Annotated in this window: 16 protein-coding genes and 1 tRNA gene; 6 read left to right on the top strand and 11 right to left on the bottom strand. The window is 70.6% G+C overall.

Annotation, left to right across the window (positions count from 1 at the left end; genetic code table 11):
* Position 1: 1 nt before the first annotated feature.
* The 6 genes from TU34_RS05160 to TU34_RS05135 all read right to left on the bottom strand — a co-directional run bounded on the left by TU34_RS05160 (position 2) and on the right by TU34_RS05135 (position 5,005).
* Positions 2–427 carry an HIT family protein gene (locus TU34_RS05160; RefSeq protein WP_045821757.1) on the bottom strand — a complete coding sequence of 142 codons (426 nt, stop codon included), beginning with the start codon at positions 425–427 and terminating at the stop codon, positions 2–4.
* A 103-nt stretch (positions 428–530) separates the two neighbouring features.
* The gene (locus TU34_RS05155) at positions 531–2,048 is read right to left on the bottom strand and encodes a sensor histidine kinase (RefSeq protein ID WP_045821756.1); all 1,518 of its coding nucleotides are present in this window, start codon (positions 2,046–2,048) and stop codon (positions 531–533) included.
* Positions 2,045–2,743, bottom strand: a complete 699-nt coding sequence (locus TU34_RS05150; RefSeq protein WP_045821838.1) for a response regulator transcription factor — start codon at positions 2,741–2,743, stop codon at positions 2,045–2,047. Before TU34_RS05150 ends, TU34_RS05155 begins: the two co-directional genes overlap by 4 nt.
* A gap of 117 nt (positions 2,744–2,860) precedes the next feature.
* Positions 2,861–3,400, bottom strand: a complete 540-nt coding sequence (locus TU34_RS05145) for a methylated-DNA--[protein]-cysteine S-methyltransferase (protein WP_045821755.1) — start codon at positions 3,398–3,400, stop codon at positions 2,861–2,863.
* Complete coding sequence (locus TU34_RS05140) at positions 3,397–4,584, bottom strand: winged helix DNA-binding domain-containing protein (RefSeq protein ID WP_045821754.1); 1,188 nt, start codon at positions 4,582–4,584, stop codon at positions 3,397–3,399. The genes TU34_RS05145 and TU34_RS05140 overlap by 4 nt, the downstream gene beginning before the upstream one ends.
* Before the next feature lie 19 nt (positions 4,585–4,603).
* Complete coding sequence (locus TU34_RS05135; protein WP_045821753.1) at positions 4,604–5,005, bottom strand: RidA family protein; 402 nt, start codon at positions 5,003–5,005, stop codon at positions 4,604–4,606.
* 156 nt (positions 5,006–5,161) lie between these two features.
* Here TU34_RS05135 and TU34_RS05130 point away from each other — a divergent pair, with 156 nt between their 5' ends.
* Positions 5,162–5,665, top strand: a complete 504-nt coding sequence (locus TU34_RS05130; protein WP_045821752.1) for a DinB family protein — start codon at positions 5,162–5,164, stop codon at positions 5,663–5,665.
* On the top strand, positions 5,662–6,681 hold the full coding sequence (locus TU34_RS05125) for a zinc-dependent alcohol dehydrogenase (protein WP_045821751.1): 1,020 nt from the start codon (positions 5,662–5,664) through the stop codon (positions 6,679–6,681). The genes TU34_RS05130 and TU34_RS05125 overlap by 4 nt, the downstream gene beginning before the upstream one ends.
* Positions 6,682–6,699: 18 nt before the next feature.
* Here TU34_RS05125 and TU34_RS05120 read toward each other — a convergent pair whose 3' ends face one another.
* Positions 6,700–7,608, bottom strand: coding sequence for an SCO6745 family protein (locus tag TU34_RS05120; protein WP_052688748.1), 909 nt, complete (start codon positions 7,606–7,608; stop codon positions 6,700–6,702).
* Positions 7,609–7,732: 124 nt separating this feature from the next.
* On the opposite strand from TU34_RS05120, the gene TU34_RS05115 reads away from it, so the two are divergent.
* The 4 genes from TU34_RS05115 (at position 7,733) to TU34_RS05100 (ending at position 12,559) form a co-directional block, all read left to right on the top strand.
* Positions 7,733–8,962 carry a CaiB/BaiF CoA transferase family protein gene (locus TU34_RS05115; RefSeq protein ID WP_045821750.1) on the top strand — a complete coding sequence of 410 codons (1,230 nt, stop codon included), beginning with the start codon at positions 7,733–7,735 and terminating at the stop codon, positions 8,960–8,962.
* Positions 8,963–9,073: 111 nt separating this feature from the next.
* On the top strand, positions 9,074–10,015 hold the full coding sequence (locus tag TU34_RS05110; protein ID WP_203225416.1) for an AraC family transcriptional regulator: 942 nt from the start codon (positions 9,074–9,076) through the stop codon (positions 10,013–10,015).
* A gap of 73 nt (positions 10,016–10,088) precedes the next feature.
* On the top strand, positions 10,089–11,585 hold the full coding sequence (locus TU34_RS05105) for an aldehyde dehydrogenase (protein ID WP_045821748.1): 1,497 nt from the start codon (positions 10,089–10,091) through the stop codon (positions 11,583–11,585).
* Between the two features lie 116 nt (positions 11,586–11,701).
* Positions 11,702–12,559, top strand: coding sequence for a formate/nitrite transporter family protein (locus TU34_RS05100; protein ID WP_045821747.1), 858 nt, complete (start codon positions 11,702–11,704; stop codon positions 12,557–12,559).
* Positions 12,560–12,631: 72 nt separating this feature from the next.
* On the opposite strand, the gene TU34_RS05095 is transcribed toward TU34_RS05100, so the two are convergent.
* The 4 genes from TU34_RS05095 to TU34_RS05080 all read right to left on the bottom strand — a co-directional run bounded on the left by TU34_RS05095 (position 12,632) and on the right by TU34_RS05080 (position 14,644).
* The gene (locus tag TU34_RS05095) at positions 12,632–12,910 is read right to left on the bottom strand and encodes a LapA family protein (RefSeq protein WP_045821746.1); all 279 of its coding nucleotides are present in this window, start codon (positions 12,908–12,910) and stop codon (positions 12,632–12,634) included.
* Between the two features lie 145 nt (positions 12,911–13,055).
* Positions 13,056–13,226 (bottom strand): CsbD family protein, encoded by a 171-nt coding sequence (locus tag TU34_RS05090; RefSeq protein WP_045821745.1) that lies wholly within the window; start codon positions 13,224–13,226, stop codon positions 13,056–13,058.
* Positions 13,227–13,347: 121 nt separating this feature from the next.
* A complete protein-coding gene (locus TU34_RS05085; RefSeq protein ID WP_045821836.1) occupies positions 13,348–14,418 on the bottom strand; it encodes an XdhC family protein in 1,071 nt (356 codons plus the stop codon).
* Between the two features lie 151 nt (positions 14,419–14,569).
* Positions 14,570–14,644: transfer RNA gene (locus TU34_RS05080), tRNA-Thr, on the bottom strand.

Raw genomic sequence — 14,644 nt, 5'->3', positions numbered from 1 at the left:
GTCAGTCGGCGACGTGCTCGGTGTGCCCCGCCGACCGCAGCGCGGCACGGATCCTCGCCGCGGCGTCGTCGAGGGCGGCCGGATCGGGGTCCTTCTCGGCCAGCGCGAGATCGAAGGTCTCGAGTGAGTGCGCGGGGAAGACATGGATGTGCAGGTGCGGCACCTCGAGGCCGGCGATCAGCAGACCCATGCGCGGGGCGTCGAACGCGTCGCGGGTGGCCGTGCCGATGGTCTGCGACACCGCCGTGAGATGCGCGAACACACTCGGATCGACCTGCTCCCAGTGGTCGATCTCCTCCCGCGGCACCACCAGCACGTGGCCCGGGGTGACGGGGTTGATGGTGAGGAACGCGACGGCCGTGTCGTCCTTCCAGACGAAGCGTCCGGGGATGTCGCCGTTGATGATCATGCTGAACACGGTTGCCATGGCTCGATCGTAGGCCCGGCCATCGGCTGCTGAGATCGTCCCCCTGGGCGCCACCCGAGGGCAGATCGCCGTCGGACACCCGTCACGGGGACGATCTCGGCAGCTACTCCGCGCGGGGGATGCGGACGCGGAAGGTGGCGCCGCCGCCGGGGGTGTCGTCGACGCCGACGGTGCCGCCGTGGGCGTCGACCAGCGCGGCCACGATCGACAACCCGAGACCACTGCCCCCGACGCCGCCGTCCCGGTGTCGTGACGAGTCTCCGCGGAAGAAACGCTCGAAGACGCGGGCGCGGTCGGCCGGGGCCAGGCCGGGACCGGTGTCGACGACGGAGATGATCGCGTCGCGGTCGTCGGTGCCGATCTGCACGGTGATCGTCGCGTCGTCGGGGGTGTGTCGGATCGCGTTGGTGATCAGGTTGCTCAGCACCTGCGACAACCGCGCCGCGTCGCCCATAACCGCGGGGATGCCGGGGCCGTCGAGTACCTGCAGCGCGATCTCCCGCTCGGGCGCCATCGCGCGGGCGCTGTGCACCGAGTCCGACGCCAGCGACAACAGGTCGACCTGTGCGCGCTCGAGGGGCCGCTGGGCGTCGAGCCGCGCGAGCATCAACAGCTCCTCCACGAGCAGTCCCATCCGGCCGGCCTCGGTCTCGATCCGCGCCATCAACTGCCCGGTGTCGGTCATCGCGCCCTGGCGGTAGAGCTCGGAGAACCCGCGGATCGAGGTCAGCGGGGTGCGCAGTTCGTGGCTCGCGTCGGCGATGAAGCGCCGCATCTTGTCCTCGGAGCTGCGCGCCTGCTCCTCCGACGCGGCCGTGGCGGCGAAGGCGTTCTGGATCTGGTGCAGCATCACGTTCAGTGAGGTGGCGAGCCTGCCGACCTCGGTGTTCGGCGGCGACGTCGGGACGCGCTGGTCGAGGTCCCCGCCGGCGATCTTCTCCGCGGTCTCCTCGACGCGCCGCAGGGGTCGCAGACTGGTCCGCACCAGGAGGTACCCGAGGCCGCCCACGACGACCACCACACCGAGCCCGACACCGAGTTGCAGCCAGATGAGGCGGGTGACGGTGTCGTCGACGTCGTTGAGCTTGATCGCGACGACCGAGGTGATGGACACGCCCGACGGATTGGTCGCGGTCACCTTCACCACGCGCCAGCGCACGTCGGATCCGGTCGCGCTGTCGACGGTGACCGGGTCGGTGGAGAAGCGTGAGAGGTCGGACAGGTCGGGGCTGCCGCCGACGTCGTTGACGGTGAACGTCGTCCCGTCGGAACGGATCAGCATCACGTAGTAGGGCGAGGGCGGCCGACGTTCGGTGGTAGGGCTGCCGCTCTGTCCGCTCTGGCCGAAGGGACCGAACGGCCCGCGGTCGTCGCCGTCACGCGGACGGGCCCACCCCTCGGCGGCACCGCGCAGACCGTTGTCGGTGCGGTCGATCAGGCGGTTCTCCAACGCCGACGTGACCGACACCCCCGACACCACGAGGCCGAGCGCGACCAGCACCAGCATCAGCCCGACCAGCGAGACCCGGAGCGGGACACCGCGTTTACGGCGCGGGATCGGCGACTCGGGCGCGACCGGCGGGGTTGTAGGACGGGGCGCCTCCGGCGCGGGGGCGGTCATCGAGGTTCGCGCATCACGTACCCGACGCCCCGCAGGGTGTGGATGAGGCGTTTGTCGCCGGTGTCGACCTTGCGACGCAGATACGACACGTAGGACTCGACGACGTTGACCTCACCACCGAAGTCGTAGTTCCACACGTGGTCGAGGATCCGCGGCTTCGACAGCACGGTCCCCGCGTTGATCATGAAGTAGCGCAGCAGGGTGAACTCGGTGGGCGACAGCGACACCAGCTCGCCGTCCTTCCACACCTCGTGGGTGTCGTCGTCGAGTTCGATGTCGGCGAACGAGATCCGCGTCGGCTCGGCGGGCTTCTCCCCGAAGCCGTTACGACGCAGGATCACCCGCAGTCGGGCGACGACCTCCTCGAGGCTGAACGGCTTGGTGACGTAGTCGTCGCCGCCGATGGTGAGCCCGTTGATCTTGTCCTCCATCGAATCCCGCGCGGTGAGGAACAGTGCGGGGGCCTCGATCCCGTCGGCGCGCAGCCGACGCAGCAGTCCGAAGCCGTCCATGCCGGGCATCATCACGTCGAGCACGAGGGCGTCGGGGCGGAAGGTGCGTGCCTTGTCGAGGGCGGCGGGACCGTTGGCGGCCGTCGCGACGTCGAAGTTCTGGAACTTCAGCGACACCGACAACAGTTCGAGGATGTTCGGCTCGTCGTCGACGACGAGCACGCGGGCACCGGGATCAGTCATGGTGCCCACCTTCCGTGTACGCGCTGACATGGGGCTGGCAGAACCCTGGCAGGTTCCTGTGAGCCGATCCCACCCTCTCACGACGGGGATCGTCGCAGGTCGCAACGGCGCGAGCGGTCAGAACAGGGTGGGTTCGCCGAACCCCGCCACCCTCTCCGCCGCGAGGATACGACTCTTCGTGGCCGCACCGCCGGGCGCGGAGAACCCACCCACCTCGGTTCCGGCGCCGACGACGCGGTGGCACGGGATGATCACCGGGATCGGGTTGCGGCCCAGTGCGCGGCCGACCGCCTGCGCGGCGCCGGGTTGACCGAGTCGGGATGCGACCGCTCCGTAGGTCAGGACCCGGCCGCGGGGGATGTCGCGGGTGATCGCGTAGACGCGGCGGTCGAAGTCGGGCAGGGCGTCGATGTCGACGGCCACCGCCGACAGGTCGACGTCGTCGCCGGCCATCAATCCCCGGATCAGCTCGATCGTGTCGGCCACATCGGGATCGGGGTCTCCGGGCGCGGCGTCGAACGAGGCGAGATATCGCTCGATGTCGGCTCGGTCGTCCTCCGGGAGTGCCACCGCGACGATGGCGCCGGCGGGGTCCCAGCACACCCCGCACACCCCGAGTGCGGTGTCGAACAACGCGAACCGCCGCGTCGAGGTCACCGCACGGCCTTCATGAACGGCGCCGGGTACCCCGGTTTCGGGCGTGCGTCGCCGAGCCAGGCGGAGAGCTCGTCGGCGCGGGCCGACAACTGGGTCGTCGCGGCGCGCGGAAGCTTCTCCAGCGGGTGCAGTCCGACGCTGCCGTCGGGTCGGTGGAACCATCCGCCGACGATGCGGCCGTCCCACCAGATCGTCTGTCCCCCGTTGCCGTTGCGGTCGAACATGTGCTCGCCGTGGTCGCCGAGATACCAGCCACGGTCCTTCCACCCCATCGTCGCCGGGTCGAGCTCGGGGAGCAGGAATCCGCGCGGCGCCACGGGTTCGACATCGTCGAGATCGTCGGGGAGTACGTACCCGACACCTCCCCCGTCGAGATCGACCTCCACGGCGGCGAGATCGGCCAGCGCGGCCCGCACCGACGCCTTCGTCGACCCGAGCCACCACACGATGTCGGTCTCGGTGCCCGGCCCGAAGGTGCGCAGCCATCGCGCGACCATCGCCCGGTGGCCCTCTGCGACCGACAGCTGCGGGAGGGCCTCGCCGAGCCAACGCTGCATCGACGACCACTGCGGACGGGACAGATGCCACCCCGCGGCGTTGGGGCCGCGGACGATGTCGCCGGCCGCGCTCATCATGTTCAGCACGCGCGGACCCATCGGCGCGGTACCGCCCCACGACCGGTCGGGGGCGATCTGCACGTGTCCGTCGAGTTCGGGCAGTCGCTTGCGCAGCTCGGTCGATGACGCCACCGAACCATCGGCCAGCGCGTCGACGACGGCGGCCCGCGCGGTGTCGATCCACCCCTCGGGGTCGTCGAAGTCGTTGCTGCGTCGGAGGTCCCGCAGCATGTTGGTGCGTTCGGACGCGGCGACGCGCGGACCCACCGCACCGACGGCGTCGGCGAGGCCGGCGCGGTCGAGGACGAACATGGTCCGCCGCATCGCGAGCTGTTTGACCAGCGAACGCTCGTCATAGAGCGCGGTGTCGAGCTGCTCGCGCACGAAACCCGGGAGGCGGGCCCACAGCGACAGGTACATCGTGGGCGGGCACGTGGCGTGCAACCCGACGATCGACGAGACCGCATCGGTCACCGAGAACGCCTGTGGCACATCGTCGGTGAGCAGGTGGCGCCGCTGCAGGCGGGCGCGACGCTGCGCGTCGTCGATGCGGGGCCGGGCGCTCATCGGTCGATCGGCGACGACGTCAGTGTGCGGCGACGACCGCGACGGCCTCGATCTCGACGAGCTGGTCGTCGTGGGCGAGGACGGTGACGCCGAGCAGCGAGGCGGCCGGCTTGTGGTCACCGAACGCCGCGACGACGGCGTCCCACGCGACCGAGAGGTCGGCCTGCAGTCCCTCGGCGACGAAGACGGTCACCTTCGCCACGTCGGCGAGCGACGCACCGGCCTCGGTCAACACGGTGGTCAGGTTGTCCACGCACGCACGCGCCTGCGCCTGGACGTCGCCGGGCGCGATGGTGGCGCCGTCGGCGTCGAGCGGTGCGATCCCGGCCGTGAACACCGTCGACCCCGGGGCTGCGACCGCGCTGTAGGAGAACCCACCGTCGTGGAGGGCATCGGAACCGTTCACGCGTATCTGCGACATGGGCCGATCGTACGGCGGACCGACACGGCCCGACCGGGAACCCGCGTCCGACGACCTCGCGCGGATCGGACACCACCTCGCAGCCGCGGGATAGCGCTGCGCTGCGACGGCCAGCACTGTCGGGATACGCATGTGACACGCGAAGGAGCGCAAGGGATGAGTGAGCAACAGGTGCCGGAGGCGATCGCCACGGCGTTGACCGAGGCCGACGAGAGATTCGGGCAACTGGACGAGGCGCTGGCCGCGCTGAGCGACGGCGACCTGCACCGCGCGCACCGTGACGGCGGCTGGACGGTGGCGCAGGTGGTCTCGCACATCTCGATGTGCACGATCCTGTGGCTCGGCGACCTCAAGCGGGTGGAGAACGACCCCGACCTCGACTTCATCTTCCGGGAGGAGGTCGGCCACGACCTGCTCGGCTACCCGCAGCCGACCGTCGAGCTGGCCCGCCGCCAGCTCGCCAGCACGCGCCGCACCATGGCCACCGCCGCCGGCGCCGTCGCCCCCGAGGTGCTCGCGCGCACCGTCACCATCCCCGACCTCGGCACGATGACCATCGAGGAGTGGTCGCCGCTGATCATCGGCCACGCCGCCGGTCACACCGACCAGGCCTTCGAGATCATGCGCGACCGCGAACTGGCCGTCGGAGTGGTCGCGTGAAGGCGGCGGTGCTCGTCGGCATCGAGCAGGTCGAACTGCAGGAACGCCCCGAACCGGAGACCCGGCCCGGATGGGCCGTGGTGCAGGTGGAGTCGGCGTCGTTGTGCGGCACCGACTCCCACCAGTACGACGGCCGCATCGACACCCCGTTCCCGCGGGTGCCCGGCCACGACTTCTCCGGCCGGGTCGTCGCGATCGGCGACGGCGTCGACCCGACCTGGATCGATCAGGCGGTGGCGGTGAAGCCATCGCTGCCGTGCGGCGACTGCCTCGAGTGTGCGCAGGACAAGCCGTTCGACTGCAAGAAGAAGAAGCTGATCGGCCTGTGGTCGGACGGGTGCCTCACCGAACGCATCGCCGTACCGGTGGTCAACCTCATCCCCCGTCCCGACGAGGTGCAGGCCTGGCAGGCGTCGCTGCTGGAGCCGATCGCCGTGGGACTGAACACCGTCGACCGGCTGCGGATCCTGTTGGGCGAGACCGTCGTCGTGCTCGGTCAGGGCCCGATCGGCCTGGCGCTGACGCGGCTCTGCGCGCTCTCGGGCGCGGGACGGCTCATCGTGACCGACGCCCGGGAGGCGCCGTTCGCGGTGTCGCGGGCCTACGGCGCCAGCGACTGCCTCGACGTCACGAAGGTCGACGCGAGGGAGCGGATCCTCGAACTCACCGGAGGCGTCGGCGCGGACATCGTCATCGAGACGTCGGGGTTCCCGGCGTCGTGCGAGATGGTGCTCGATCTGGTGCGCAAGGAGGGCAAGGTCGCGCACATCGGCTGGGCCAACGACCTGCCGCCGCTGCCGGTGATCCCGATCATGGCCAAGACGCTCACCGTGTTCGGCGTCGGCGGCAACGGTGGTCGCGGCCAGTACGAGCGCGCACTCGAACTCGTGCGCACCGGACGCCTGGACCTCGAGCCGATGGTGACCCACCGGTTCTCGCTCGACGACGTGGCCGAGGCGTTCGGTGTCGCCGCCTCGAAGCAGGACGGCGCGATCAAGGTGATCGTCAACCCCTGATCGCCGGTCCCGCCCGACTCAGCCGGCCGCGCGCTTGTAGGGGTCGGGCGGGAACCAGCCGCGGGCGACGAGTCGCTCCCCCCACGGTTCGAGCAGGGTGACCACACGGTCGAGGTCGTCGCCGATGGCCGTCACCGCGGATTCCACCGAGCGGTCGGTGGCCTCCTCGAGGGCGAGACGCGCCTGCTCGCCCGCCTCGGTGAGTCGCCCCTCGGCGAGCCAGCCGCGGGCCGTGAGCCGGTCGCCCGCTCCGGCCATGGCCTCGTCGGACCATGCGCGCGACGCGGTGTAGGCCAGCGGGTCCCATCCGACCCACAGCTCGGTGAGGTGGTTGGCGGCGACACCGTCGAGACCGGCGGCCACCAGGGCTGCGAGATGGCCGTCGCCACGATGTTCCCGCAGGATCGTCGCCGCGTGCCACACCTGACCCACCGGATCGCTCGGCCACGCCAGCGCGGTGAGTCCGGCGTGCAGCGCGCGCCCGGTCGGATCGGCGGCGTCGCAGCCCCGCCGCATGATCGCGGCGACCTCGGCCACCTCCGGCGCGTCGGCGTCGTCACCGAGCACCTCGCGCAGCGCCGTGATCGCCCCCGACTCCTTGGCGGCACGGATCTGCGCGAGGTCGGCGACGCCGCGGGCGTCGGCGAGCACACCGCTGATCAACCCCGGTTCGAACACACCGAACGCGGCCGCGGCGACCGGCGGTTCGGCGTCGCCCAACACACAGGCGCGGCTGTAGACGTACCCCTGGAGGAAGTCGAGACCCACTGCCGCGTAGGCGTCGTAGGCCGGTTCGCTCCAGAAGCAGACGGTCGCGACGGGTTCGAGCGCGTCACGCAGGGTGCGCGCGGGGCTGGTGAAGCCGAGTTCACGCACCTCCCCCTCGCGCGGTGTGAAGAAGGCGGCCTGGGCCTCGGCGTAATCCATGCCAGCACACTGCCCCGGGTGCGACCGGGCACACCAGAGCCGCGCGCGGAGTCTGCGGAGATCGGTCAGGACACTGCAGCCGACGGCTACAGGACCCCGATCCGCCTTCGGCACCCTCGATGGTGTGCACCCGACCGATCCCCCACATCGCGATCCTCCCCCTCTCGATCCCCTGCGCCCACTGGCCGGTCTGCGGGTGGTCGAGCTGGGCAACTACATCGCCGCGCCGACGGCCGGTCGGCTGCTCGCCGACTTCGGTGCCGAGGTGATCAAGGTCGAGCGACCGCGCACCGGCGACGAACTGCGCACCTGGCGGCTCTACGCAGGGGACACGTCGCTGCTCTACCGCACCATCAACCGCGGCAAACGCTCGGTGGAGATCGACCTCCGGACCGACGAGGGTCGCGACACCGTCCTCGCGCTGCTGCGCACCTCCGACGCGCTCCTCGAGAACTTCCGGCCCGGGACACTCGACCGCTGGGGTCTCACGCGCGAGGTCCTCGCCGAGGCCAATCCCGAGCTCGTCGTCGCACGGGTGTCGGCGTTCGGCCAGACCGGACCGATGTCCCAGCGACCCGGGTTCGCGGCAGTCGCAGAGGGTTTCGGCGGGATGCGTGAACTCGTCGGCGACCCCGACCGACCGCCGGTACGCGTCGGCGTGTCGATCGGCGACTCGATCGCCGGGCTCTACGCGGCGTTCGGCGTCGTCATGTCGCTGTTCGATCGTGAACGGCGGCGCGCAGCCGACGCCGATCCGGTCACCCCGCGCGACCGCCACGTCGACGTCGCGCTGCACGAGGCGGTGTTCTCGATGATGGAGTCGCTGGTCCCCGATTTCTCCGCCTTCGATGTGCTCCGCGAGCGCACCGGCGGCCGGATGGAGGGCATCGCGCCGTCGAACGCCTACCTCTGCGCCGACGACGTGTCGGTGGTCATCGCGGGCAACGGCGACTCGATCTTCGTGCGCTTCATGCGCACCATCGGGCGCGACGACCTCGCCGAGGACCCGGATCTCGCAGGGAACGCGGGCCGGTGGGCCCGTCGCGACGACCTCGACGACGCGATCGCGAGCTGGACGCGCACCCTGCCGCGCGCGGAGGTATTGCGGCTTCTCGACGACGCGGGCGTGCCCGCGGGGCCCATCTACCGCGCCGACGACATCATCGCCGATGAGCAGTACCGGGCCCGCGCGATGGTGCAGGAGATGCGCGTCGAGATCGACGGTGAGGAACGCACCGTCGCGTTCCCGGGGATCGTCCCGCTCCTCGGCGACACCTCGCTGCCCCTCACCCATCCGGGCCCCGACCTCGGCGCCGACAACGACTGGCTTCGTTCCGAACTGGGCAGCGGCTGACCGTCTGGGCGAACGCCCGACGGCGCATCGCGCCGCCCCGGTAGCGTGATCAGGGTCACTGATCGTCGGAGGGGCGGAATGCAACGGGAGTACCTCGGTGGGGACCAGATCATGGCCACGCGCAGTCTCGAGGACGCGCGCGACGCCGTCACGCGCGTGTATCTGCCACACGACCTCGTGGGTGAGTCCGAGGCACTCGACATGCGCCTCAACGCGGTCAGCGATCAGGTCCTCACACTCGGCTACCTCACCTACCAGGCCGAGACCGAACTGCGGATGCCCGCCGCCGCGCAGTGGTACCACGTGAACCTGCAGATGACCGGCGAGACCTGGGCCCGGCGTCGCGACGGCCGCACCGAACACACCCCCGCCGGCGTCCGTGGACTCGTGCTCGACCCCGAGCAGGCCAACACCGTGCGGTGGTCACCCGACGCCGAGCAGCTGATCCTCAAGATCTCGCGCGGCGCACTGGAATCGCATCTGTCCGATCTGCTCGGTCGGCCCGTCACCGACGTCGTCGACTTCGACTTCGGTCTCGACCTCACGACCCCCGCGGGGCAGAGCCTGCTGCGGTCGGTGCAGTTCCTGGCGGTCGAGCTCGAACGTCCCGGCGGCGTGCGCGATCAGCCGCTGGCCCGCCGTCATCTGGAGTCCTACGTGCTCACGTCGCTGCTACAGGCCGGGCGGCATCAGTACACCGACGCGCTGACCGGCCGCGAGGACTCGGCGCGTCTGGGGCGACTCGCGCCGGTCATCCGACACATCGAGGACCACGCCGACAGCGAGCTGACGCCGGAATCGTTGGCGCGCATCGCCTGTGTGAGTGTCCGCACGCTGCACGCCGCGTTCGCCGAGCAGCTCGGCGAGACACCGATGGCCTACGTGCGCCGCATCCGGTTGGGCCGCGTGCGCTCGGACCTCCTGCACGCCGACGCGCAGCGCATCCGCGTCACCGACGTCGCCATGCGGTGGGGCTTCTTCCATCAGAGCCGCTTCGCACAGCAGTATCGCGAGCAGTTCGGGGAGCTGCCGAGCGTCACCCTGCACCGCTGAGCCTGCGGGATGCGGACGTCGCCGGGCAGCGAGCGGATAGAGCCGGCGCGAACGCGCTCGTAGCGTCTCAGGGATGACGATCTCGCCGGACACCGCCACCGACCTCCAGCACTTCGGGATGTTCATCGACGGGCGGCAGGTCGACGCCCTCTCCGGGCGCACCTTCGAGTCGCAGAACCCCTACGCGGGTGCGCCGTGGGCCACCATCGCCGACGGCGGTCCCGAGGACGTCGACCGTGCGGTCGCCTCGTCGCGGGCCGCGTTCGACGGCGAATGGCGTGAGCTGGGCGGCTTCGGACGGGCGAAGGTGATGCGCCGGTTGGCCGACGCGATCACCGACAACGCCGAACGGCTCGCCGTGCTGGAGGTCAACGACTCCGGCAAGCTGCTGCGTGAGATGCGCGGGCAGTTGACCGGCCTCGGCGCCTGGTACTCGTACTTCTCGGGGCTCGCCGACAAGCTCGAGGGTCGTACCGTGCCGCAGCTCGCCCCGCAGACGTACATGGGCTACACGTTGCGCGAACCGGTCGGTGTGGTCGGGGCGATCACACCTTGGAACAGCCCGCTGCTCCTTCTGACGTTCAAACTCGCGCCGCTGCTGGCCGCCGGCTGCACGTGCGTGGTGAAGCCGTCGGAGCACGCGCCCGCGTCCACCGTCGCCTTCGCGGAGGTGCTGCACGAGGCGGGGCTGCCCGCGGGCGTCCTCAACGTCGTCACCGGGTGGGACCGCTCGACGGGCGAGGCGCTGGCGTCGCACACCGGCATCGACAAGGTCGCGTTCACCGGCTCCACCGCCACCGGCGCGAAGGTCGCGGCGGCCGCGGTCGCGAACATCAACCGCGTCACGCTGGAGCTCGGCGGCAAGTCACCCCAGGTCGTGTTCGCCGACGCCGATCTCGATGCCGCCGCGAACGGCCTCGTGGCCGGGGTGTTCGCGGCGACCGGCCAGACCTGCATGGCCGGTTCGCGTCTCATCGTCCACGAGTCGGTGCGCGACGAGCTCGTCGCCAAGGTCGTCGCGCGCGCCGAGACGATCCTGCAGGGCGACCCCACCGAGGCCGACACCGAGATGGGGCCCGTCGCCAACCGCCCGCAGTACGAGAAGGTGCTCGGCTACCTGCAGGGCGCCCGCGACGAGGGCTGGACCATCGCCACCGGCGGCGAGCCGAACGCCGACCTCGGTGGACTCTTCGTGCGACCGACCGTCGTGGTCGCCGAGCACGACGCGACCATCGCCCGCGAAGAGGTCTTCGGGCCGGTTCTGACCGCGTACACGTTCCGCGACGAGGCCGAGGCCGTCCGCCTGGCCAACGACACCCCGTACGGGCTGGCGGGTGCGGTGTGGACCAAGGACGTCCACCGCGCACACCGCATGGTCGCCGCGATCAAGGCCGGGACGGTCTGGGTGAACGCCTACCGCGTCGTCGCCCCGAACATGCCTTTCGGCGGCTACGGCCTCTCCGGCATCGGGCGCGAGAACGGTTCGGGCGCGGTGGAGGAGTATCTCGAGACCAAGTCGGTGTACATCGAGCTCACCGGCGGTACCCGCGATCCCTTCACACTCGGCTGACGCCGACCGCCTCCCCACGATGTCGGTCTCGTGGCCCGGCGTAGGGTCGGCGGATCGCCTGTAGCCGTCGGGGTGTGTCGCCTTCGCGACCCCACCCACCGACGTCAGGACCGACGATGGCCGGACACGACGAACAGCGCAGCCCGAAACGACGTCGCGAGGACGAACGACGCGAGATCGGCCGCAACGACGGACCGCTCGAGAGCGAACTCGAGGACAGCTTCGTCACCGTGGTGACCGAGGGCGCCGAACGCCTGCACCGCACCGTCCGCACCGTGGTGATCACCGGGTTCTTCGGTGGCATCGAGGTGTCGCTGGGCATCATGGCGATGCTCGCGGTGCTCCACGAGACGGGCGACCACCTGCTGGCGGGGTTGGCGTTCTCGATCGGACTGATCGCGATCTTCCTCGCGCACAGCGAACTGTTCACCGAGGACTTCCTCATGCCGGTGGCCGCGGTCGTCACCCGCAACGGGTCGGTGCTGCAGCTCGCGCGGTTGTGGGTCGGCACGCTGCTGGCGAACCTGGTCGGCGGCTGGGTGATGATGTGGATCGTCACCCGGGCCTTCCCGGAATGGGACACCGTTCTCGCCGAGTCGGCCCATCATTTCGTCGACGCGCCGCTGTCGCTGCAGTCGATCTGTCTCGCCGTGCTCGGCGGGGCCACGATGACGCTGCTCACCCGCATGCAGCAGGGCACCACCTCCGACGTGGCGAAGATCGTCGCGGCGGTCGGGGCGGCGTTCCTCCTCGCCGGCCTCCAGCTGTTCCACTCGGTGCTGGACTCGCTCATCATCTTCGGCGCCATCACGACCGGCGGCGGCGTCACCTACGTCGACTGGCTGAACTGGTTCTGGTACACCACCGCGTTCAACATCATCGGCGGGATCGTCCTCGTCACGACCCTGCGCCTGCTCCGCACGAAGGAGTTGGTGAACGCCGAACGCGACGACCCGTCACCGGCGGACGGCTGACCCTGAGAACGCCGAAACCCCGGCGGGACACCATGTCCTGGCCGGGGTTTCGGGCTGATCGAGAGGGTTCGGTCAGCGCAGCGCGCGACGGGCGCGAATCGCTCCACTGACGGTCAGTGCCACCACGGCACCGACGACGGCCGAACCGAGCAGCGCCACACCGACACCGAGGTCGAAGTCCCACGCGACGAACGAGATGGTGGTGTGCACCGTGTTCTGCAGGACGAACACGACGAGCGCGGCGACGAGGACGGTCGCGACGGCGAGCAGCATCTTCGATGCGGCGCCGAATCCGCGACGGGCGGGGCGCTCGGTGGTGGTCGACGGGGTGCGGGTGGTGGTGGCGGTCATGGCGTTGCCTTCTCTCGGTGGGAAAAGTGGTGGTGGTCAGGGTGGTACGCGGTGTGCGCTCACAACCCGACCCGGTGGGTCGCCGCCGATCCGGGGGCGGCCCACCGTGGGGCTGTCATGCACTGACTGATCGGTCACGAACAGATCAGGAGAGCTTGTCCTTGATGTTCTCGCCGACCTTCTTCACGCCGGCCGAACCCTGGTCCTTCTTGCCCTCGGCCTCGAGATCCTTGTTGTCGGTGACGTCACCGACGACCTCCTTGGCCTTGCCGATCGCATCTTCGGCGGCGTTCTTGGCCTTGTCGACGATTCCCATGATGACTCCTCTTCTCGGTGCCGCAACGGGGTGTCGCGGTGTCAGGAGTGGAGTCGGGCGGGCTCCGAGGTTTGCACTCGGCCACGGGTGTGACGGTCGACACACGTCCTGAACGCGCAGGTCAGCGGTGTATCGGCCCGTCCAGCTCGGCCAGCGGACGGCCCGATCCGCCGCTGCGGGCGGCGACGATCGCGGCCGCGATGGACACCGCGGTCTCGTGCACGGTGTGCGCCCCGAGGTCCAGGCCGACGGGACTGTGCAGACGCGCCAGGTCGGTCGCCGGCACGCCGGCGTCGACGAGTCGGGCGAAGCGTTCGGTGTGGGTGCGGCGCGAGCCGAGCGCCCCCACGAAGGCGAAATGGTCGAGGGTGAGCGCCGCCGCGATCGCCGGGACGTCGAACGCGTCGTCGTGGGTCATCACGCACACCACGGTGCGGTGATCGAGTCGCCCTGCCTCGTACTCGGCGCGCAGATAGCGATCGGGGCGGTCGACCACCACCTCGTGCGCTGCGGGGAATCGGTGGGCGACGGCGAAGGTGGCCCGCGCATCGACCACGGTCACGCGGTACCCGAGCAGACAGGCGACCTCGGCCAGTGCGCGCACGAAGTCGTTGGCGCCGGCCACCACCATGCGCGGCCGGGTGCCGAAGACGTGCACGAACACCGGCGTGCGGTCGCCGGCGACCTCCCCGCCGACCACTCCCGACGACCCCGCGGCGACCATGGCCCGGGCGTCGGCATCGACCCGATCCCACGTGGTTTCGGTCGATCCGGCGGCCGGCATGAGCGTGCGCCGGGTGTCGGTCCCGACGGTGGTCAGCAGCGCGCAGGCCTCGCCCGCCGCGAGACGGCCCGCGAGGTCGCCGAGGACCGAGGCGTCGTCGACCCGCTCGACGAGCACCTCGATCTCGCCGCCGCAGGTGAGCCCGACCTCCAGTCCGAGCGCATCGGTCGCATCGGGGCCGTACCGCTCGACGACGGCGGCGCCGGTCGCGAGGACGTCGCGCGCGGCGGCGAGCACCGCGGCCTCCACGCAGCCGGCGGAGACCGAGCCGACGATCGTGCCGTCGGAGGTGAGGACCATTGCCGAACCGACCGGCCGGGGCGAGGATCCGTGGGCGGCGATGATCCGCGCGAGCGCGACCGGACCCCGAGCGGCGGCGGCGCACAGTTCATCGAGGACCTCGCGCATCACGTCATCGTCGTCGCCCCGACCGGGCGCGGCAACCGGGGCGCGAACGCTGTGCCCAGGGACGTCGGACACGAGCGGTTTCCGGGGGTGTTCGCGCCGCCGTGCGTGGGTAGTCTGCGGTGGCGATGCGCGGTGTGGCGATCGCCCGCGGTGGAGCCCCCTGTCGGGATTGAACCGACGACCTTTCGCTTACAAGGCGAGTGCTCTACCACTGAGCTAAGGAGGC

The organism is Williamsia herbipolensis, assembly GCF_000964005.1.
GTDB classification, from domain to species: Bacteria; Actinomycetota; Actinomycetes; order Mycobacteriales; family Mycobacteriaceae; genus Williamsia_A; species Williamsia_A herbipolensis.
Note: the sequence above shows the minus strand (reverse complement) of the source record. Positions and strands in the feature narration are given on the sequence as shown.